Origin of the sequence: Corynebacterium sp. HMSC05H05 (genome assembly GCF_001807265.1) — a bacterium.
Classification (GTDB): Bacteria; Actinomycetota; Actinomycetes; order Mycobacteriales; family Mycobacteriaceae; genus Corynebacterium.
Map to the genome: position 1 here is coordinate 186,645 of NZ_KV788371.1, position 19,405 is coordinate 206,049.

The 19,405-nt window shown below is 63.3% G+C and carries 18 protein-coding genes and 1 tRNA gene; 7 read left to right on the forward strand and 12 right to left on the reverse strand.

Annotation, left to right across the window (positions count from 1 at the left end):
• Positions 1-19 precede the first annotated feature (19 nt).
• Positions 20-1,090, forward strand: a complete 1,071-nt coding sequence (locus HMPREF3151_RS02270) for a GNAT family N-acetyltransferase (RefSeq protein ID WP_070472954.1) — start codon at positions 20-22, stop codon at positions 1,088-1,090.
• A 342-nt stretch (positions 1,091-1,432) separates the two neighbouring features.
• Here the strand turns inward: HMPREF3151_RS02270 and HMPREF3151_RS12260 are convergent, their stop codons facing one another.
• The 4 genes from HMPREF3151_RS12260 to HMPREF3151_RS02280 form a co-directional block, all read right to left on the reverse strand.
• Positions 1,433-1,954, reverse strand: a complete 522-nt coding sequence (locus HMPREF3151_RS12260; protein WP_083290139.1) for a class I SAM-dependent methyltransferase — start codon at positions 1,952-1,954, stop codon at positions 1,433-1,435.
• A gap of 472 nt (positions 1,955-2,426) precedes the next feature.
• A complete protein-coding gene (locus tag HMPREF3151_RS11745) occupies positions 2,427-3,182 on the reverse strand; it encodes a recombinase XerC (RefSeq protein WP_141741277.1) in 756 nt (251 codons plus the stop codon).
• Between the two features lie 294 nt (positions 3,183-3,476).
• Complete coding sequence (locus HMPREF3151_RS02275; protein WP_070472957.1) at positions 3,477-4,574, reverse strand: hypothetical protein; 1,098 nt, start codon at positions 4,572-4,574, stop codon at positions 3,477-3,479.
• A 565-nt stretch (positions 4,575-5,139) separates the two neighbouring features.
• A tRNA-Arg gene (locus HMPREF3151_RS02280) sits at positions 5,140-5,212 on the reverse strand.
• Positions 5,213-5,331: 119 nt separating this feature from the next.
• Here HMPREF3151_RS02280 and HMPREF3151_RS02285 point away from each other — a divergent pair.
• The 3 genes from HMPREF3151_RS02285 to HMPREF3151_RS02295 all read left to right on the forward strand — a co-directional run bounded on the left by HMPREF3151_RS02285 (position 5,332) and on the right by HMPREF3151_RS02295 (position 8,578).
• Positions 5,332-6,030, forward strand: coding sequence for a PAQR family membrane homeostasis protein TrhA (locus tag HMPREF3151_RS02285; RefSeq protein ID WP_070472960.1), 699 nt, complete (start codon positions 5,332-5,334; stop codon positions 6,028-6,030).
• 16 nt (positions 6,031-6,046) lie between these two features.
• Positions 6,047-6,877: a DUF1906 domain-containing protein gene (locus HMPREF3151_RS02290; RefSeq protein ID WP_246815174.1), complete on the forward strand. Its 831-nt coding sequence runs from the start codon at positions 6,047-6,049 to the stop codon at positions 6,875-6,877.
• A 69-nt stretch (positions 6,878-6,946) separates the two neighbouring features.
• Entirely contained in the window at positions 6,947-8,578 is a 1,632-nt protein-coding gene (locus HMPREF3151_RS02295) for a Rib/alpha-like domain-containing protein (RefSeq protein WP_070472966.1), read from the forward strand.
• Between the two features lie 60 nt (positions 8,579-8,638).
• On the opposite strand, the gene HMPREF3151_RS02300 is transcribed toward HMPREF3151_RS02295, so the two are convergent.
• The 5 genes from HMPREF3151_RS02300 to HMPREF3151_RS02320 all read right to left on the reverse strand — a co-directional run bounded on the left by HMPREF3151_RS02300 (position 8,639) and on the right by HMPREF3151_RS02320 (position 13,462).
• On the reverse strand, positions 8,639-10,288 hold the full coding sequence (locus HMPREF3151_RS02300; RefSeq protein WP_070472969.1) for a solute symporter family protein: 1,650 nt from the start codon (positions 10,286-10,288) through the stop codon (positions 8,639-8,641).
• A gap of 3 nt (positions 10,289-10,291) precedes the next feature.
• Positions 10,292-10,630 (reverse strand): DUF485 domain-containing protein, encoded by a 339-nt coding sequence (locus HMPREF3151_RS02305; RefSeq protein ID WP_070472972.1) that lies wholly within the window; start codon positions 10,628-10,630, stop codon positions 10,292-10,294.
• A 192-nt stretch (positions 10,631-10,822) separates the two neighbouring features.
• Positions 10,823-11,650: an aldo/keto reductase gene (locus tag HMPREF3151_RS02310; RefSeq protein WP_070472975.1), complete on the reverse strand. Its 828-nt coding sequence runs from the start codon at positions 11,648-11,650 to the stop codon at positions 10,823-10,825.
• A 9-nt stretch (positions 11,651-11,659) separates the two neighbouring features.
• On the reverse strand, positions 11,660-12,019 hold the full coding sequence (fkpA, locus tag HMPREF3151_RS02315; protein WP_070472977.1) for an FKBP-type peptidyl-prolyl cis-trans isomerase FkpA: 360 nt from the start codon (positions 12,017-12,019) through the stop codon (positions 11,660-11,662).
• A 147-nt stretch (positions 12,020-12,166) separates the two neighbouring features.
• On the reverse strand, positions 12,167-13,462 hold the full coding sequence (locus HMPREF3151_RS02320) for a citrate synthase (protein ID WP_083290129.1): 1,296 nt from the start codon (positions 13,460-13,462) through the stop codon (positions 12,167-12,169).
• A gap of 208 nt (positions 13,463-13,670) precedes the next feature.
• Between HMPREF3151_RS02320 and sepH the strand changes: the two genes are divergently transcribed.
• Together sepH and HMPREF3151_RS02330 are read left to right on the forward strand one after the other, a co-directional pair.
• Entirely contained in the window at positions 13,671-14,699 is a 1,029-nt protein-coding gene (gene sepH / locus HMPREF3151_RS02325; protein WP_070472980.1) for a septation protein SepH, read from the forward strand.
• A gap of 18 nt (positions 14,700-14,717) precedes the next feature.
• A complete protein-coding gene (locus HMPREF3151_RS02330; protein WP_070472983.1) occupies positions 14,718-15,563 on the forward strand; it encodes a DUF6928 family protein in 846 nt (281 codons plus the stop codon).
• Here HMPREF3151_RS02330 and HMPREF3151_RS02335 read toward each other — a convergent pair.
• The 3 genes from HMPREF3151_RS02335 to HMPREF3151_RS02345 are packed head-to-tail and all read right to left on the reverse strand — an operon-like array spanning position 15,560 to position 18,569.
• Positions 15,560-16,360 (reverse strand): TrmH family RNA methyltransferase, encoded by an 801-nt coding sequence (locus tag HMPREF3151_RS02335; RefSeq protein ID WP_070472987.1) that lies wholly within the window; start codon positions 16,358-16,360, stop codon positions 15,560-15,562. The genes HMPREF3151_RS02330 and HMPREF3151_RS02335 overlap by 4 nt on opposite strands.
• On the reverse strand, positions 16,361-17,830 hold the full coding sequence (locus HMPREF3151_RS02340) for an NCS2 family permease (RefSeq protein WP_070472990.1): 1,470 nt from the start codon (positions 17,828-17,830) through the stop codon (positions 16,361-16,363).
• 58 nt (positions 17,831-17,888) lie between these two features.
• Positions 17,889-18,569 (reverse strand): DUF3027 domain-containing protein, encoded by a 681-nt coding sequence (locus tag HMPREF3151_RS02345; protein ID WP_070472992.1) that lies wholly within the window; start codon positions 18,567-18,569, stop codon positions 17,889-17,891.
• Between the two features lie 39 nt (positions 18,570-18,608).
• Here HMPREF3151_RS02345 and HMPREF3151_RS02350 point away from each other — a divergent pair, with 39 nt between their 5' ends.
• The gene (locus HMPREF3151_RS02350; protein ID WP_070472995.1) at positions 18,609-19,403 is read left to right on the forward strand and encodes a glutaminyl-peptide cyclotransferase; all 795 of its coding nucleotides are present in this window, start codon (positions 18,609-18,611) and stop codon (positions 19,401-19,403) included.
• Positions 19,404-19,405 lie beyond the last annotated feature (2 nt).

The following is a 19,405-nucleotide window of genomic DNA, read 5'->3' on the forward strand; positions in this document are numbered from 1 at the left end:
CCTATGTTAGTTTTGCACCATGTTGGATGCCACGAAGCTCCCGATCGTCCATGAGGGCACGCGCTTACGGCCCCTCTCCGAGCTAGATGCGAACGCGTACGCAAGCGGAACCAAAGATGAGGCCGTGCTGCGCTTCGGCCACTTACCCGAACCCGACTACACTCCAGAATCCGTGCGACGGTTAATCCGCGGAGAGATCGCGGCGGGCCTCTCGTCCGGCACGCTGGCAGTCCTCGCGCTCGCCGATGCCGAGACGAACCAGTTCGTGGGCTCCCTAGTACTTTTCGACGTCAACTCCGAGGCCGCCGAGGTCGGGTTCTGGATCCATCCCGATGGGCGAGGAAATGGACACGCCCGCCGGGGACTGGAATTGGCATCGCGCTTCGCCCGCGACTGTGGACTTCGGGCTTTGACGGCACGCACGCTTCCAGAAAACAAGCTCTCCCAGCGGTGTTTGACCAGCGCAAGATTCCGCGAGACCGGGCGAAGCGTAGGAACCACGCCCGCGGGACAGCAGGCGGAATTGCTCCACTACCAGCGCGACCTCGCGCCTGCCAACCAGTGGCCGTTGATAACGGAACGGCTCCAGCTCCGACTCCATGAACCAGGCGATGCCGGTTGGCTCCACGACCTTTATTCACGACCTGACGTTGCCCGCTACCTGTTGGACGAGCCGTGGACCGCGGAAGCCACCCGTGAGAAGCTCGGCGAGCGACTAGCCAAGACCGGCCTCGGCGACGAGGCCGGCGCGCTCGCATTGGTCATCGAACATGGCGGCGCCCCTATCGGAGACGTCGCGCTGTGGCTTACCGATAAGGAGCACCGCCAGGGTGAAATCGGATGGGTTCTCAACCCGGAGTTTGGCGGGCAAGGGTTCGCCAGCGAAGCCGTCCGAGCGGTCCTTGCCCTCGGATTTGACCACTATCGCCTCCACCGCATCACGGCACAGATGGACGCCCGCAATAGTGCCTCAGCAGCACTCGCCCGCCGCGTCGGGCTCCGGCTCGAAGCGCATCACGTCCAGGACTGGTACAGCAAGGGTGAATGGACCGACACCCTCGTCTACGCGCGACTTGCCTCAGAGAGCTAAAACCAATGAACGCCTCTACCCGGCAATGGAGGCCATTCGAACAATCCCCAACCCAGCTAGTTCGCGTCCATCCTGACCAGTCCCCCTCTCACTGTTTTTGAGTTCTCATCTCACGGTTCAACGGATAAGGAAGCCCCACAAAACCAAAAGCGCAGGCCCGTTGGTCTTTCAGCGGACAACCACAAGCTCACCGCGTTCCCCTACCGATGCCCTGTGCAAAAGACTTCTGTACTTCCCGACGGATGGCGTGTCAGGCCGGTACCCCCATGGAGCCCAAGTGGTTTGATGCCTGCCGCTTCACAGATCGCAACATCTGGAACATGATTTTCAGGGTGACCCGATCTAACAACGCTGTGCGAGAACATCCACATGCGGCCTAATGCCGGATACGCATCGAGAGTGAACAGAAATTGTTTGAAAGCCAGCCGACTTCAACTGTTTTAGTAGCTCTAGCTCTGACCAGTAGTACGCCTCAGTAATTGCATGCTCGAATGGAACACCTTGTTCCCCTAAAAACGCTCCAAGAAGAAGTGATCCACCCGGTCTAAGAGTCCTAGCGAATTCGCCCAGAACCAAACCCCAGTCACTTGGCCGCAAATGAATCAAGGAGTACCAGGCAAGTATCCCTCCGAGGCTAGAGGCCTGAAGAGGCATCTTCGACAAGTCGCCCAAAACGAAGTTGGTGGAGGGAAACCTATTCTTCGCAATCTCAATGAACTCTGGGACCATATCCAGCCCGACTACTTCACATTTCAAAGTTCGCAATAGGTCCGTCCAGTGTCCGGGACCAGACCCCGCATCCAGCACCGGACCATTGACCACTCTTCCCCATTCAGAAATGAGTGCTACGTCTTGCGGACTCATATTCTGAATGGACCCCAAGGCTTCAACGTATTCGGGAGCGCGCTTTGCATACGCATCCCTTGCGGCGTCGTACAACGTGCCTCCGTCAACTCCATGTCAATCGCGTGACAATTGGAAAGTCTAACCCAATCCCAAAAGTGCGTTTCTGGGTAAACGCATTCGGAAATTTAGAGACAAAAGAACGCAAGCTAGCCCTCTGGCGGCGACATCCGTGCAGACACGGAGCCCTCGCTTTAGGACGGGCAGATAGTGAGCCCCTTCAAGAGAGCCAATGTCGTCCTCGGGGAGTTTCCTGAAATGAATCAAAAGTTAACCGAAACCCCCAAAAAATTTAGGGACATTCGAACAATCCCAAACCCAGCAACTTCGCCTCGACCCTGACCATCCACCCTCTCGCCGTTTTTAAGTCTTCCTCTCACGACTACACGCACAACGAAACCCCGCACCACCTTGATGCGGGACTCAAATACTCCTAACGAACAACCACAAGACCTCCACGCTCTGCCACGGGTGCTCGGTGCAGCAAGGTTCTGTATCGCTCAACGCTCGGGGTTTCAGGACGGTACCGCTCATAGAGCCCAAGTGTTTTGATACCTGCCGCTTCACAGATCGCCACATCTGGAACATGACTTTCAAGGTGCCCCACTATCCATGTGGTTCGCATTCGCCGCATGTTAGGAGGTTGTACCCCACTAAGCGTCCCTATCGATTTCAGGCTTTTGGAGACAATATCGTTCCTTCTTGTCGAACGTGGGTAAATGAGGAACTCACCCGACCTATGTGAGTCAACCCTACTACCCCTAAGTGCAGCGTCCCATTCTGCAAGCACTGGCACGGTTCTTTCCGGCAGATGAAGCTGCACCCCAAGATCATCAATCTCTATATCCCCGTACCTCAAGTGCCCTGCCTCTGACGCTGTAAGCCCTGCCCCGAGTCCGCAGGCAACGATGAGCCGTTTCATCTGGGTACGTTTGCCGTTGTTTTTCACCTGTGCCCACTGCCATATGTCGTGCACTTCTTTATCCGTGTAGGGCGGGTTGGGTTCGCTTCTTTCGTAGCGGTGATACATCCTTGGGCCGTCAAAATCAGGGTTGAGTTCATTGGCTGCGTTCTTCAAGTTGCGTCGCATCGTTCCCATCGACGCTCGCGGGGTTTTGGAATCGCTTCTGACGGATTGCTCGATGATTTCGTCATCGAAGATGTATCCGTAGTCAATGTCGTAGCCCATTTCGAAGCAATAGGCGATGTGTTATGTCACGGCGGCTCTGAGTGCTTTGCACTGGCTGTGCCCAGGTGGTGGGTTGTTGGTGCAATAGGAGGCGACTATCTCGCAGACTGTCGGGCCGATTTCTGCCCACACGTGGGCCGGAACGGATATTGGGGGTTGGGTGTATGCGTCAATTGGGTTCATTCCAATGACGCTACGAAATGGTGTTGGAGTACAAGGAACAGTCTGCGAGCACACAGAAGATTACGCAGGTAGAAAACCTTTTTCATGGACGGGTACTCGGCTGATTCCTTCTCAAGCGGCAGACGGACCCTTAGCAATCTCGGCATCCGCGACCATTGCCGTGCTGTAGACGGGGAGAAAGAAGATGATTGCAACCGCGAAGAAGCGAGCGGCGGTGACATTTTCATCAAGCAATGTCCCGAGAGTCTCGTAAAGATAAACCGCGACAGATCCTCCGAAAGCAAACAAGCTGTTTCGTTGGTCGGTTGTGATGTCGTTAATGTCGAAGCCGAACAGGACCTGCGAAATCGAAGGCTTAAGAGCCCCGTTTTCGGTGATCTGGTTTTCAACGAATTCAATGGCTTTGGCATCTTCAACCAAGTCGTCAATATCGTCAGTGGTTTCAACTGGGATGTCGAGGTTGAGTTCTTGTTCGAGCTGTTCGAAACCACGTAGAACGCTGTCAATATTCGGCGGTCTGTAGTGTTCACCAACGATTTTTGACACTTCTAAGTACTTCTCGAAACCGGGCAAAGCTACGGAAGTTCCCTCCAGGGCCGCCTTCATCCCTGTTGACACATTCTGCATCTGTTCGAGCAGCTGCTGAGAGGCGGTGAGGTGCTTGGTTGCTAGCTCGATAGATTCAGTAAGCCCCTTTGGAACCATCGCTTTTTCGACGAAGGATTTCCCAGCGATTGGGACATGGTCCATTGCGGGGATGTTAATTCCCTCGAACATGCTTGGTGGAGGAACAATTCTGCTTGCTTCAGTGAGGGCGGAAATGTTCGCCAGTGGCATATTGAACTTCGTTACAGCATCAATCGAAGTCGTTAACCCAGTAATCTGCTGCCATTTCTGCGGGTCGATTCCGACGGCCGTACTGTTTCTCATCGCTTCGGCAATTTTGAGTGTCTGGTCGTCATACATCTTCAAATTGACGGATACACGGTTGGCGGCCTCTTGAGCCTGTTTGAGCATCTGCATCGCTCCGCTACTTTCGAATTCGATGAATGGTTTCGCGGCGAGTTGCATCGAGGCACTAAGTTCTGCGGCTTGTTGTGCGAGGGCTGTTGAGCTTGCGAGGATTCCGGCACTGCTAGCGATGTCGTTTTGAATTTTGTCGAACCATGAAAGGCCGGGGTTCGACTTCGGGTTGTTTGCTTGGGTCATCTGTCACCTTTTCTGGGGGATGGACCGAACCGATTTGATTATCTCACAACAGTGTGATTCCCCCACCATGGGATAGCACACACGTTCTACTTTGTGGACCCTCTTACAACCCGCAGTGGTCAGACGACGAGGATGATTCGCGGATTCGCCGCGAACGCTGTTTTCGTCGCTTTGGGAGCTGTCAGCGTCAATGTCGGACTCATTAAGCGATACCTGCATAGGCCGGTTATCAACTTCGACATTAAACCGAAACCACCCGCGCCACCTGAAACACGTCGCGTGACTGATGAGTTTCTCCCGGAGATTCAACACGCGAACGCTCCACCACAGGTCGCTTAAAAAATCGGCTTCGCCCCTTACAACCGCCACCCGCAAAGTGTGGCGGGCAAGGCGATCAGCGAGAAGAGTAAATCAGCGATATTCAGCCGCTAATCGGTAACAAAAGCCCGAAACTCGGTTTCACGCAAACAGAAACATCCTACCTATTTTTGCAGGTAAGGGCGTTTCCACATGTTGAGGGGAATTGTTCGAACAATCAAACGAGATTCTTCGAAACCCCCATTTGCGCCCCAGAGAGGAATCGAACCTCCGACACCTTCTTTAGGAGAGAAGTGCTCTATCCACTGAGCTACTAGGGCAATGGGGTAAAGAGTACCGCAGCCCTTGCGCGCGCCGAAAACAGGCTCGCAAGCCCTTCCGCCACAACCTACGGTCCGGTAGGGTTTGAGCGAAAAGCCCCCTACCCTGCGAGGTGCCCATGACCGCCCTCAAGACAGGCCAAGTCCAGCGCACGTACGTGGTCGCGGACCGCGGCGACCGACCAGCCGTGCGCGGCTGGTTCCACCTCGTGGCCGCCGCCCTGTCGGCCATCTCCTCGGCCGTGCTGATCACGTTCGGCTGGATGACCCTGCCGTGGCCACAGGCCCTCGGCGTGACCATCTACGGTGCCGGCGTGGTGCTGCTGTTCGCCGTCTCCGCGATGTACCACCGTTGGCCGTGGCGCTCGCCCGCGGCGGTGCAGTGGTGGCGCCGGGCCGACCACGCCACCATCTCCGTGTTCATCGCCGCCACCTACACCCCGCTGTGCCTGATCGTGTTCGAGCCGCGCACCGCCGCCATCATGCTGGCGGTGGCGTGGGCGGGCGGCCTCGGTGGGGCCGTGCTCAACCTGGTGTGGATCAACCACCCTCGGTGGCTCGACGTCGTGGTCTACGTGGGGCTCGGTTGGATCATCGTGCCGCTGCTGCCAACACTGTGGCGCTCCGCCGGCCCCGTGGTGGTGTGGCTGCTGTTCGCCGGCGGGGTGGTCTACACGCTCGGCGCGCTGATCTACGGCTTCAAGTGGCCGGGGCGTTCCGCGCGCTACTACGGCTACCACGAGCACTTCCACACCGCGACCGTCGTCGCCGCCGTGTGCCACCTCGTGGCTATTTGGATGGTGGTCGTGGGCCACTGAGGCTAGAGTGGCGCATGTGACTACCTTTAATCGCCGCACGTTCCTCAAGTCCGCGGGCGCCGCAGCCGCCACCGCGGCACTCGCCGGCAGCGCCTCAGCCGCCCTCTCCCCCGCCGCCCAGGCGCAGCAGCGCCGGGTGCTCGGCACGGTGGTGGATTATTCGGCTGGCGTGCCGTCGGCAAGCGCTGTGAAAGCCGCGGGCCACATGGGCGCGGTGCGCTACGTCTCCGACCGCCGCCCCGGTGCCGAGTGGATGCGCGGCAAACCGGTGACCATCGGCGAGACCCGTGACTACAAGGCCAACGGCCTCGCCGTCGCGTCGGTGTACCAGTTCGGCCGCGCCGAGACCGCCGACTGGAAGCGCGGCGCGCTCGGTGCCGCCGCCCACGCCCCGAAAGCGATGGCGCTGCACACCGCGGCCGGTGGCCCGCAAGGCCGCCCGATCTACGTGGCCATCGACGACAACCCCACCCTCGAGCAGTTCAACAACCAAATCAACCCGTACCTGACCGCGATGGGTGCCGCGTTCAGCACCGCTGGCTACCAGCTCGGCGTGTACGGCAACTACTACACCATCGCCTGGTGCCTCGAAGACGGCATCGGCTCCTACTTCTGGCAGCACGACTGGGGCTCCCAAGGCAAGGTCCACTCGCGTGCGAACCTGCACCAGGTCGCCGGGCGGCAGGCGACCATCCAGGGGATTCAGGTGGACATCAACAACGTCTACGCCTCTGACTGGGGCCAGTGGACCCCGGGCCAAGCCTCCGCCCTGACGAAACTCTCGCCAGATGACTGGGCCACCCTGCTCCAAGGCAGCAGCCAGCTGTCATCCTCGCTATTCAGGTAGCGGCTGATAATTTCTAGGGATTTATTTAAACTGTTCAAAGTCAGCTCTCAACACTTTGACAGGAGTCCCGTGAACACCACCCGCATCGCGGCGGCTGCGCTGGCAGCCAGCCTCGCCACCACCGTCATCACACCCGCCGCCTCCGCCGCCGACTGGATGTCGCAGGCCTACAACCCCAGCTACGCCGACACCGACGTGACCCCGGGCGCGACGGCTCGCATCCCGCTCGCCGGCAACGTCCCGGCGGGCACCACCTTCGACATCAACAGCATCAACGGCTGGGACTTCGACGTGGACGCCGACGGCACCGTCGCTGCCACCCCGCGCGGCCAGTTCCCCGGCGCCTACGCGCAGAACTACGTCACCATCACCTACCCGGACCACACCGTCGACTACGCGCTGTTCACCGTGCGCGTGGCCAAGCCCTCCGTTTCGCTCGCAGATTCCCTCGACTTGGCCTGGGGTGATGCGACGGTGGCCCCGGGCGGCACCGTCACGCTGCGCCCGAGCACCCCGCTTCCCGACGGCACCCAGCTCGCCGCCCCGTCCGGCTCGGGCGGCTGGCGCATCGACGCCGACCAGGATTCCGGCGAGGTCACCGTCGCCGCACCCGCGGGCGCCCGCGCGGGTGCCGGCCTGCGCATCACCTTGGGCGTGGTGTTCCCGGACGGTTCCACCAAGCAGTACTCCTCGCGCATCACCGTAGGCAAGGCAGATCGCGTGACGACGAGCTCCGCGCCTTCCCCCGCCCCGACCATCACCACCACCGCTGCGCCGGCGCCGAAGCCGTCCACCACGACGACGACTCCGAAATCCAGCCCGAAGACCACCGCAGCCCCTGCACCTAGCGTCGGTGAGCTGTCGTACCCCGACACCGCGGTGTCCGCCGGCGACCGCGTCACCGTGTTCCTCTCCGGCGCCCTGCCTGAAGGCTCCCGCGTGATCGGCCCGAACCAGCGCCACAACGGGTGGACGCTGGAGACCGACGAGGACACCGGCGCGATCACTTTCTCGGCCCCGCGCAACGCGCAGCCGGGCTACGCCCTGGTCCTCAAGGTCACCGTGCTGCTTCCCGACGGCTCCCGCCGCGACCTCACCGCCAAGGCCTACGTCCCCACCTCCGCAGAAGGCGCCGCGCCGAGCACCACCACCCCGGCTCCGGCCACGACCACCACCCCGGCACCGTCCCCCACCACCCGCTTCTCGACGACTGCGCCAAAACCTGTGCCGACCACCACCCGAGCCACCCCGGCGCGGCCGGTCGCCGAGACCGCGAAGGTTAGCATCGACAACGCCACCATCACCGCCGGCGAGTCCATCGTGGTCACCCCGAAGGGGCTGCCCGCCGGCGCCCGCGTCTTCGTCACCGAGGAAACCCGCGGCGGCTGGACCATCGCCCGCGAGGGCGAGACCGGTATCCGGATCACGGCGGCGAAGGGCATGCGCCCGGGCAACGTGCTGCGCATCAACGCGGCGATCCAGTTCGCGGACTACTCCTCGGTCAACCGCACCTTCGACACCAGGGTAGTCCGCGGCCAGGCAACGGGCGGCCTGACCACAGCCCCGTCCAAGCCCACCCCCGCCCCAGCTCCCACCCCTGGCAAGCAAACCTCCCCGGCGGGCATGATCACAGGCATCGCGGTCTCGCTCGGCCTACTCGGCACCCTGGGCCTCGTGGGAAGATTCTTCCCCTTCTTCTAGGCACATAGCAATAGGGCCTGACCCCCACTCAGGAGGATCAGGCCCTATTGTTGTGCCGCTTTAGTGGTCGACGGGAGCCTCGACGCCGACACCGGTCAGCGAGCGGACCTCCATCTCCGCCTGGAGCTCGTCGAGATTATCCGGCTTACCCAGGTAGGTACCGATGATGCCGCCGAGGAAGCCGAGCGGGATGGACACCAGGCCCGGGCTGGTCAGCGGGAAGATAGCCCAGTCGGCGTTGGGGAACATCGCGGTCGGACTGCCGGAGACCGCCGGCGACAGGGCGATCAGCACCAGCGCGGAGATCAGGCCGGTGTAGATCGACGCCACCGCGCCAGTGGTGTTGAAGCGCTTCCAGTACAGGGAGTACAGGATGGTCGGCAGGTTCGCGGACGCCGCGATGGCGAACGCCAGGGAGACCAGGAAGGCCACGTTCTGCTGCATCGCCAGGATGCCCAGGACGATGGCGACGATGCCCAGGACGACCACGGTGATGCGGGAGACGCGGACCTGCTCTTCTTCGGTGGCCTGGCCGTCGCGAAGCACGGCGTCGTAGACGTCGTGGGCGATGGACGCGGAGGCGGTGATGGCCAGGCCGGCGACCACCGCAAGCACCGTCGCGAAGGCGACCGCGGAGATCAGAGCCATGAATACGGATCCGCCGAGCTCGAATGCGAGCAGCGGTGCCGCCGCGTTCGCTCCACCAGGTGCGGCGAGGATGCGGTCCGGGCCCACGAAGGCGGCCGCGGCGTAGCCCAGGATCAGGGTGAGCAGGTAGAAGGAACCGATGAGCACGATCGCCCAGGTCACGGACTTACGTGCTTCCTTGGCGGTGGGCACGGTGTAGAAACGCATGAGCACGTGCGGCAGGCCTGCGGTACCGAGCACCAGGGAGAGGCCAAGGGAGATGAAGTCCAGCTTGGACGTGGTGGTCGCGCCGTACTTCAGGCCCGGCTTCATAATCTCTTCGGCCTGGTAGCCCTTCTCCGCGAGGTAGCTAGAGGCGGAGTGGGTGTCGATGGCCTGGTTGAACACGGCGGTCAGGCCGCCCTTTGCCATGATGAACGCCAGGATGGACATGATCAGCACGCCGGCGATGAGCAGCACGGCCTTGATCATCTGCACGTACGTGGTGCCCTTCATGCCGCCAACAAGGACGTAGATGATCATGATCACGCCGACGATGCCCACGCAGATCGCCTGCGCGGTAAAGGAGTGCAGGTTCAGCAGCACGGACACCAGGGAGCCGGCGCCGGCCATCTGGGCGATCAGGTAGAACAGCGACACGAACAGGGTGCCGAAGGCTGCGGCGACGCGCACCGGCTTTTGGCGCAGGCGGAACGACAGCACGTCCGCCATGGTGAAGCGGCCGACGTTGCGCAGCGGTTCAGCCACGAGCAACAGGGCGACCAGCCACGCGACGAAGAATCCGATGGAGTACAGGAAGCCGTCGTAGCCGTTGAGCGCGATCGAGCCGACGATGCCGAGGAAGGATGCGGCGGACAGGTAGTCGCCGGCGATGGCGAGGCCGTTTTGCGTGCCGCTAAACGACGCACCGCCGGTGTAGAAGTCCGCCGATTCGCTCGTGGTCTTGCCGGCGCGGGTCACGATGTAGAGCGTGACCACGATGAAGGCGCCGAAAATGGCGATGTTGAGCAGCGGATTGCCGGTCGCTTCCCCGGCTTCGGATGCGAGCAGGTGGGTCTGCATGGTTTAGCCCTCCATCTCTTCGCGGATGTGAGCCGCGCGCGGCTCGATGTTCTTGTTCGCCCACGAGACGTAGATCCAGGTGATCAAAAACGTGGTGAAGAATTGCGCCAAGCCGAGCCAGAGCCCGACGTTGAGGCCCAGGAAATCCTTGGCCATCACGTCGGGGGCGAAGGTGGCGAAGACGACGTAGAAGACGTACCAGAGGAACGCCGCGATCATCACCGGGAAGGTGAATCCGCGGAACGTGCCTCGCAAGTCTTGGAATTCGCGGCTTTGCTGCATGGCCACGAACTCGTCGGGAGTTGGCTCGCGGCGTTGCGGGACAGCGGTGGAACCGGCCATGGCCTCGATCCTTTCTAGTGCACGGGAATAAGGTCTTTGCCGCGCCGGAAGTATGTGATCTCCGACTCAACAATGTGAATGTAACCTATCACACAGCAGCATGTGTGGTGTTCCGCAAATCTCTCCTATTTCCGTGCAAAGAAAAACCACCCGGCTGCGATCAACGCAACCGGGTGGCCAATCAGCGATCCCTTACCCTGGGAAGGTCAGCGGGTCGCCGGAGAGGCGCTCACCCTTCACGCCGTCGAGGGCGGCGACGTCCTCACTGTCGAGCGTGATGCCCACCGCGCCGAGGTTCTCCTCCAGGCGCTTCGGGTTGGCGGTCTTCGGCACCACGGAGCAGCCGAGCTGCAGCAGGTACGCCAGCGACACCTGCGCCGGGGTGGCACCGTGCTTGTCGGCCACGGCCTGAATGGCCGGGTCGTCGAAGTTGGAGCCGCGTGCGATCGGCGCCCACGCCTCGGTCACGATGTTGTGCTCGTCGTGGTAGGCGCGCAGCTCGGGCTGGGTGAACCCGGCGTGCAGCTCCACCTGGTTGAGCACCGGGGTAATGCCGGTGGCTTCGATGATCTCGTCGAGCACCTCCGGGTAGAAGTTGGCCACACCGGCGGACTGCAGACGGCCCATGCCCTGCAGCTCAGCGATCTGTTCGAAGGCCTTCACATAGGTGCCGTGCTGCGGCCAGGGCCAGTGCACGAGGTAGAGGTCGATGAATTCTAGGTCGAGGCGTGTGAGCGACTCGTGGTAGGCCTCGGCCACGCGCTCCTGGTCGTCGTTCCACAGCTTGGTGGTCACGAACAGCTCTTCGCGCGTGACGTCGCCGGCCTTGATCGCGGCGTTGATTGCCTTGCCGACTTCGACCTCGTTGCCGTAGAACGCCGCAGTGTCGATGTGCCGGTAGCCCAGTTCGATCGCGGTGCGCACGATCGGCTCCACCTCGTCGCCGGTCAGCTTGTAGGTGCCTAGGCCGAGGAGGGGGAAATCGTAGCCGTCGTTAAGTGTGGTGACCGGGATGCGCATGGCAGCCTCCTAGCTGGCGTCGAGCAGGTCGATGATGAACACGAGGGTGCGGCCGGACAGCGGGTGCCCGCCACCTGCGGGGCCGTACGCCTTTTCCGGCGGGATGGTCAGCTGGCGGCGACCGCCAACCTTCATGCCGGGGATGCCTTCCTGCCAGCCCTGAATCAGGCCGGTGAGCGGGAAATCCGCGGCCTCGCCGCGGTCCCAGGAGGAGTCGAACTCCTCGCCCGTTTCAAAGTCCACGCCAAGGTAGTGGACCTTGACAAACCCGCCGACCACGGCCTCTGCGCCCTCGCCGACAGTGATGTCCTCAATGACGAGGTCTGCAGGCGCCGGCCCCTCCGGCTTGTCGATGAACGGCTTTTCCATAGCGTTGAAACTCCTTGCAAATTATGTGGGCAGTTTGTGCGGCCCAATACAAAACCGCCGAGAACGTCCTCCCGAAATTATAAGGGAAGGTCAATTCTCGGCGGTGGAGCGCCGAAGCATGCTGCTTATCGACGCCTTTCGGTTGCCCTAGCGCTGGTCGCGCGGCACGAAGTCGCGCTGCTGGTAACCGGTGTAGATCTGACGCGGGCGGTTGATCTTGGTGTTCATCTCCAGCTGCTCGCGGTACTGGGCGATCCAGCCCGGCAGGCGGCCGATGGCGAACAGGACGGTGAAGAAGTCCGTCGGGAAGCCCATGGCGCGGTAGATCAGGCCGGTGTAGAAGTCGACGTTCGGGTAGAGCTTGCGCTCGATGAAGTACTCGTCCTTCAGCGCGATCTCCTCGAGCTCCATGGCCAGATCCAGCAGCTCGTCGCCGCCGAGGTGCTCGAGCACCTCGTGGGCGGTGTCCTTCACGATTGCCGCGCGCGGGTCGTAGTTCTTGTACACGCGGTGGCCGAAGCCCATCAGGCGCACGCCCTTTTCCTTGTTCTTCACGCGGTTCATGAAGTCGGTGGCGTCGCCGCCGTGGTTGTTCTTGATGTCCTCGAGCATCTCCAGCACCGCCTGGTTTGCGCCGCCGTGCAGCGGGCCAGCCAGGGCGTTGATGCCGCCGGCGATGGAGACGAACATGTTGGCCTGGGCGGAGGCGATCATGCGCACGGTGGAGGTGGAGCAGTTCTGCTCGTGGTCCGCGTGCAGGATGAGCAGCTTGTCCAGGGCCTTGGTCAGCACCGGGTCAACGTGGTAATCCTCGGTCGGGTAACCGAACATCATGCGCATGAAGTTCTCGCGCGGGTTCAGGGAGTTGTCCGGGTACATGTACGGCTTGCCGCGGGATGCGCGGTAGGCGTACGCGGCCAGCATCGGCACCTTGGCCATCAGGCGCACGGTCGCCTTCTCCACCTGCTCCTCGTCCAGCGGGTTGAGCTGGTCCTGGTAGTAAGCGGAGAGAATGTTCACGGAGGAGGCGAGAACGGCCATCGGGTGGGCGTTGCGCGGGAAGATGTTGAACGCGGCCTTGAAGTCCTCGTCCAGCAGGGTGTGGTGGCGCAGCTCGGAGTTGAAGTTCTCCAGCTCGTCGGTGGTGGGCAGCTCGCCGTTGATCAGCAGGTAGGACACCTCGTTGAAGGTGGCGTTCTCTGCCAGGTCGGCGATGTCGTAGCCGCGGTAGCGCAGGATGCCTTCGTCGCCGTCGATGTAGGTGATCTTGGACTCGGTGGAGCCGGTGGAGACGTAGCCGGGGTCAAAGGTGACCAGGCCGGTTTCGCCGAGAAGCTTGCCCAGCACGACACCGTCGTTACCTTCGGTGGCGCGCATGATGTCCATCTCGTACTCGCCGCCCGGGTAGTGGAGTACGGCCTTATCCTTGTTCTCAGTAGCCACTGATTTCCCCTTCCAGGTAGTTTTCTCGGCTGTCTTCGGGATACCTCCCGGCAACCTGTTTTTACGTAAGGCACTGTATCAAAGTTTGTGACGCGTCTGACAACAACAGCAACTGCCTGGACACACCACAGCCAACCGGCGGGTAAACCCGGTGGCACGCACCTGTCCGTTAAGCTGGTCGCGTATCTGCCCGGCGGAAAGGTGACGTATGCGCGAGCTGTACTTCTTGGAAGACGAGTCGACGGAGACGTTTTTTGTCCTCCGCGACGATAACGGGATGCGCTACCAGTTGGCGCGCACCGAGCTTGAGCCATCGCTTATCGACGGCGATTCCGTCACCGATTCTGCCATTGCCCCCTCCACCCCCGCCCACGCCCACGCCAGTGTGGTCCACCCCGTGGAGGCCGTCGCGGCCAACGAGCCTGAGCCCGGCTCCCTGGAAGAAGAGGACCCCACCGAGTCTGCGCCAGCCCCCGAGCCAGCGCCTGCGCCGGTCGAGCGCTCGCTGCCGGAACCGGATCCGCTCTACGCCACTCCCCTGTCCATGCGCCCCAACGAGATCCAGGCGCGGCTGCGCGCCGGCGCCACCGCCACCGAGCTGGCCGAAGAGATGGGCGTGGCCGAAAGCCGCCTGGACGTCTACGCCCACCCGGTACTCCTGGAGCGTGCCCAGGTGGCGGAGGCAGCCAAGCAGTCGCACCCGGTGCGCGAGGACGGCCCGGCGAAGCAGACCTTGTTCGAGATCCTGGCTACTGCGTTTGCGGCGCGCGGCCACTCGATCAGCGACGCGGAGTGGGATGCCACCCGCGAGCAGGGCGACAGCTGGGTCGTCCACGTCACTTGGAAGGCCGGCCTGACCGAGAACGAGGCGCTGTGGACTTTCAAGCGCTCCATGGGCTCCGCCACCCAGACGGAGGCACGCAACGCTATGGCCGCGGACCTGACGGACCCGGATTTCGCGCAGCCAGTGCGCTCGTTGTCCGCGGTACGCGCGGACCGTGCCGACGTCGGCGACGAGGACGGCGCCGATGACGCTTCCGACGCTGATGTCACGGAGTTGCCGGTGGAAGGCAAACCGGAGGTCGTCGATACGCGGGACGATGTGCTCGAAGGTGACTTCCTGCGCCACCCGAACGAAGAGGAACAGCCGAAGAAGCGCCGCCGCAAGGCCGTCACCCCGCACTGGGAGGACGTGCTGCTGGGGGTCCGCACGAACACCAAGCGCCCGAAGCGCTGAGCACCTTAGGATGTGTGCATGAGTTTCCCAGCGGTTCTTACGCTTTGGTTTGTCAACACCGCCGACCCGGCCGGCGTGCTCGAGCGCGAGCCGAAGGCCGACCGCGGGTTCGGCCGCAAGCTGCTTTCCCAGGTCAACCCGGCGTGGCCGATCACCCCGATCGGCTCGTTCCCGCTGAACCGCTCCTCGGTGCCGGGCCGCGACGAGTTCTACATCGCGGGCTTTCCAGGGGTGTCTGTTGTGCGGATGCTTGTCGACGATTGCTCCGCCCTGTCCACCACCACCCCATGGCTTTCGGCCTTGCCGGCCTCTGACGTGTTTGTCATCGCCACCGGCACGGACAGCAACTACGGCGGGTTCGCCCACTTCACCGGCGAGACCGCGGTGCGCAGCTTCAGCGCCACCCGCACCCAGGTCATCGAGGACCTAGGCCTGCCGGAGCCGTTCGAGGCGCCCTACTGGGCCGGCGAGCGCGCCGAAGCGGCCGGCGGCATCTCGCTGCCGTTCGAGCCGCGCGACCTCGCATTGTCTGCGGAGCGGCACTGGCTGGGCGTGGACATCGGGGAGGACGGCCCCGACATCAACGTCGTCGGCTACGCGGTGGACGGCCGCCCCGAGCCGAAGATCGAGGAAAAGAAGGCGCCCGCGGTGAAGTCCGTGGACGCGGTGGCGGCGAGGTTCGCGGAAAAATCGAAGGCGTACGACGATTACGAGGATGCCCCCGAGGACCAGCGCGGCGACGAGTTCGCCGAGCTTGCCGACGCCTCGGTGGCCGCCGCGAAGCGCGTCGGCCGGGGCTTGCGCGCACGCGCGGCGGAGCTGTGGCAGGCGCTTTCGGAGCGCATCCGCCACTTCGACCGCTAACGATTTCTTTCGTAGAAGGCGATCGCGGCGGAGGTCGCCACGTTGAGCGAGTCCGTGCCCGGCGCCATGGGGATCTTGGCGCGCACGTCGGTGGCGCGCATGGCGTGCGGGGTCAGGCCGGGGCCTTCCCCGCCGACAAGGAACGCCACTTTGTCGTGGCCCTGGATCGCGTCTTTGAGCTCGACGGCGTCGTCGGCCGGCGTGAGCGAGATGAGCCACCAGCCGGCCTCGCGCAGCTCATCCAACGAGCGCTGCCACGTCGTCGGTGTGCCGTCGAGGTGGGCGAACGGGGTGCGCAGCACGTGCCCCATGGACACGCGCACGGCCCGCCGGTACAGCGGGTCGGCGGTGGCGGCGCCGAAGAGCACGCCGTCGACGCCCATGCCTGCAGCGTTGCGGAAGATTGACCCGATGTTCTCGTGGTCGCCCACGCCCTCTAGGACCACTAGGGTGCGTGCGCTGTCGATGACCTCGGCCACGCGCAAAGGTTCCGCTTTGTCGGCGGAAACGAGAAGACCTCGGTGCATGTCGTAGCCGGCGACCTCCCCCATAATTTCGCGGGTGATCTGGTAGACCGGCACGCCGCGGCGCTTGAGCTCGTCGCCGTAGTCGGCCATGAAGGATTCCAGCCGCCCGCCGAAGCCGAAGACGGCGCGCACCGGGAAGCGGGACTCCACCAACCGCCCGGCCACGAGCGGCCCTTCGGCGAAGACCAGCCCTTTTTCCTTGTCCGAGTGCTTCAGGTCGCGGATGTCGTCGAGCCGGGGGTCCCTTGGGTCGTCGATAGGCAGCAGCATTTACCCGATCGCCGCCAGGATCGGGCCCTGCGCAAAGTACACCACGAACAGGGCGGAGATGAGCCACATGATCCAGTGGATGTCCTTCACCTTGCCGGCGAACAAGTTCATCAGGGTAAACGAGATGAAGCCGACACCGATGCCGTTGGCGATGGAGTAGGTCAGCGGCATGGTCACGATGGTCAAAAACGCCGGCAGCGCGACGGTAAATTCGGACCAGGCGATCTGGCCGACCTGCATCATCATCAGCGCGCCGACGATGACGAGCACGGGGGCTGCGGCCTCGATCGGCACGATCTCGTAGAGGGGCGTGAAGAACATCGCGACGAGGAAGAGCACGCCGGTGACCACGTTGGCGAGGCCGGTGCGCGCGCCGTCGGCGATGCCTGCCGACGAATCCACGAACACCGTGTTCGACGACGCAGAGGCCGCTCCGCCGACGACTGCGCCGAAACCCTCGACGACCAGGGCGCGCTTCATGTCCGGCAGCACGGCGTGCTCGTCGGTAAGCCCGGCCTGGCGGCCCAGTGCGGTCATGGTGCCCATGGCGTCGAAGAAGTTCGCCAGCACGAGGGTGAACACGAGCAGCGACGCGGAGATGACGCCGATGTTGACAAACGCGCCGAACAGGTCGACGTTACCCACGATGGACAAGTCCGGGATCCCGCCGAAGCTATCCGGCAGGCCCGGTACCGCCATGCCCCAGCCCTCCGGGTTGTCGGCAGAGGAACCTGCGCCGGTGCGCGTCTCGACCACCATGGCAATCAAGGTGGTGAGCAGGATGCCGATGAACAGCCCGCCGCGGACGTTGCGCACAACCATGAAGCCGCAGATGAACAGGCCGATGATGAACACGAAGGTGGGCCAGGACGAGATTGAGCCGCCGGTGCCCAGCTGCACCGGCACGGTGGTCATGGCGGCGTCGGGGATGCGGCGGATAAAGCCGGCGTCCACAAGCCCGATGGTGGCGATGAACATGCCGATGCCCACGCTCATGGCCACCTTCATGGAATCCGGGATGGCGTTGAACACGGCGGTGCGGAAGCCGGAGACGGCCAGCAGCACGATGATGATGCCGTCGATGACCACCAACCCCATGGCCTCGGGCCAGGTCAGGCCCTGCTGCCCCACCATGGTCACCGCGACCAGGGTGTTGATGCCCAGGCCGGTGGCGATGCCGAACGGGTACTTGGCAATCACGCCGAACAGGATGCTCATCACGCCGGCGGCGAGCGCCGTTGCGGCGGCGACCTGCGGGATGCCCAGGACAACTCCTTCGCGGTCCGGGCTGGTGCCGATGATCAGAGGGTTGAGCAGCACGATGTAGGCCATCGCGAAGAACGTCACTACCCCGGCGCGCACCTCGGTGCCGACCGTGGATCCGCGCTCGCTGATGTGGAAGAAGGTGTCCAGCGCGCCGCGCGGCTGCGGCTGGTCCTTATGCAGTTTTGCTCCGGTGGTGGTACTCACGTCGCATTAGTGTCGCACCCTGCCTGCGAAAACACCAATCGTTGGGGCTCACCAACGATTATTCCGCCACGGTGGTGTCCGAGTGCGCCCCGCAGCCGTAGGAGGAGGCCACCACGTGCCCGTCCGCGGAGTACTCGTTCGCGCAGATACCGAAGTTCTCGCCCACCGGCTGGTCCAGCGGGATGTAGAAGGCACAGGAGCGGCACGACAGCGCGGCCTTTTCGGCGAACTCACTGTTGGGGCCGAACTCGCCGGTGCGCCAGCGCTTCTTCGCGTCCTCCAGGCCGGTGGTGGTGAGGTAGCGCTTGGTGTCACGGCCGGTGAACGTGACGGCGTCGCGGGAAAAGGAGTCGTCGGTGACGCGCTCGTCGTCAGGCGAAAGCTCCATGATGTCGCCGGGGCCGAGGTCGCCGGGGCGCAGCCGCTCGGAGTACGGCACCCAGTCCGGCGCCTCCAGCGCGCCTTGCGACGGCACGAGCGCGACCTCGTTGACGGTGACCCAGTCCGCCCCGTCGGCGCAGGCCACCACGGCGTTCCACTCCCAGCCTGCGTAGCCGGGCACGTCGGCGGCGAAGCGGTGGGTGGCCACGTTGCGGCCCAGCCCGGTCACGCCGATGTGCTCGCCGACTTCCCCGTCGGCGATCTCGGCCAGCGCCTCCCGAGCAGTGGCGACTGCGTCGGTGGACAGCAGGGGGCTGCGCTTTCGAGGGTTGCGGGATCGGTTGTTGGATCGTGACACGGTTCCCCATTATTGCCCACGTGGTGCAGGATGGGTGGCATGGGTCGATTCACGCTTGCCGCCGTCTGCTCCGCGCTCGCCATGCTTGCGGGCTGTTCCTCCCCCGAGACCGCGGGGCCGGACACGCAGCGCCTCACCGCGCACGTGGAGGAGCGCCTGCCTTTCGACGACACCAGCTTCACCCAGGGCCTGGAAGTCACTGACGACGGGACCATCTACGTCGGCACCGGCCAGGTAGGCGAATCGCGCCTGTACACCCGCACGCCCGGCGGCGAGGAGTTGCGCTCCGTGGATTTGGATCCGGAGTTCTTCGGAGAGGGCATCACGCTTCACGACGGCATCCTGTGGCAACTGACCTGGCAAAACGGCACGGCAATCAAGCGGGATGCCACGTCGTTGGAAGAGACCGGCCGGGCGAGCTTTGCCGGCGAGGGCTGGGGCCTGTGCTCCCGCCCGGACGAGGACGAGCTGATTTTCTCCGACGGCACGGCCGAGCTGCGCCGCATGGACCCGGACACGTTCGAGGAACGCGAGCGCTTCACCGTGACCATGGACGGCCAGCCCGTGGAGGGCCTCAACGAGCTCGAGTGCGTGGGCGACGAGGTCTACGCCAACGTGTTCACCACCACCAACATCATGCGCATCGACGCTGACTCGGGAAAGGTCACCGCCGTCATCGACGCCTCCGGGCTGGAAAACAACGCCACTCCGGACCCGAACAACGTGCTCAACGGCATCGCACGCATCCCCGGCACCGAGGAGTTCTACCTCGCCGGCAAGCGCTGGCCCGATATGTACCGCGTGACGTTTAAGCCTGAGACCGCCGCCAAGTAGGA

Coding starts and splice junctions, on each gene's coding strand:
- HMPREF3151_RS02270 (WP_070472954.1), top strand. CDS start 20: ATGTTGGATGCCACGAAGCTCCCGATCGTCCATGAGGGCACGCGCTTA.
- HMPREF3151_RS12260 (WP_083290139.1), bottom strand. CDS start 1,954: ATGAGTCCGCAAGACGTAGCACTCATTTCTGAATGGGGAAGAGTGGTC.
- HMPREF3151_RS11745 (WP_141741277.1), bottom strand. CDS start 3,182: ATGGGCTACGACATTGACTACGGATACATCTTCGATGACGAAATCATC.
- HMPREF3151_RS02275 (WP_070472957.1), bottom strand. CDS start 4,574: ATGACCCAAGCAAACAACCCGAAGTCGAACCCCGGCCTTTCATGGTTC.
- HMPREF3151_RS02285 (WP_070472960.1), top strand. CDS start 5,332: ATGACCGCCCTCAAGACAGGCCAAGTCCAGCGCACGTACGTGGTCGCG.
- HMPREF3151_RS02300 (WP_070472969.1), bottom strand. CDS start 10,288: ATGCAGACCCACCTGCTCGCATCCGAAGCCGGGGAAGCGACCGGCAAT.
- HMPREF3151_RS02305 (WP_070472972.1), bottom strand. CDS start 10,630: ATGGCCGGTTCCACCGCTGTCCCGCAACGCCGCGAGCCAACTCCCGAC.
- HMPREF3151_RS02310 (WP_070472975.1), bottom strand. CDS start 11,650: ATGCGCATCCCGGTCACCACACTTAACGACGGCTACGATTTCCCCCTC.
- fkpA (WP_070472977.1), bottom strand. CDS start 12,019: ATGGAAAAGCCGTTCATCGACAAGCCGGAGGGGCCGGCGCCTGCAGAC.
- sepH (WP_070472980.1), top strand. CDS start 13,671: ATGCGCGAGCTGTACTTCTTGGAAGACGAGTCGACGGAGACGTTTTTT.
- HMPREF3151_RS02330 (WP_070472983.1), top strand. CDS start 14,718: ATGAGTTTCCCAGCGGTTCTTACGCTTTGGTTTGTCAACACCGCCGAC.
- HMPREF3151_RS02335 (WP_070472987.1), bottom strand. CDS start 16,360: ATGCTGCTGCCTATCGACGACCCAAGGGACCCCCGGCTCGACGACATC.
- HMPREF3151_RS02350 (WP_070472995.1), top strand. CDS start 18,609: ATGGGTCGATTCACGCTTGCCGCCGTCTGCTCCGCGCTCGCCATGCTT.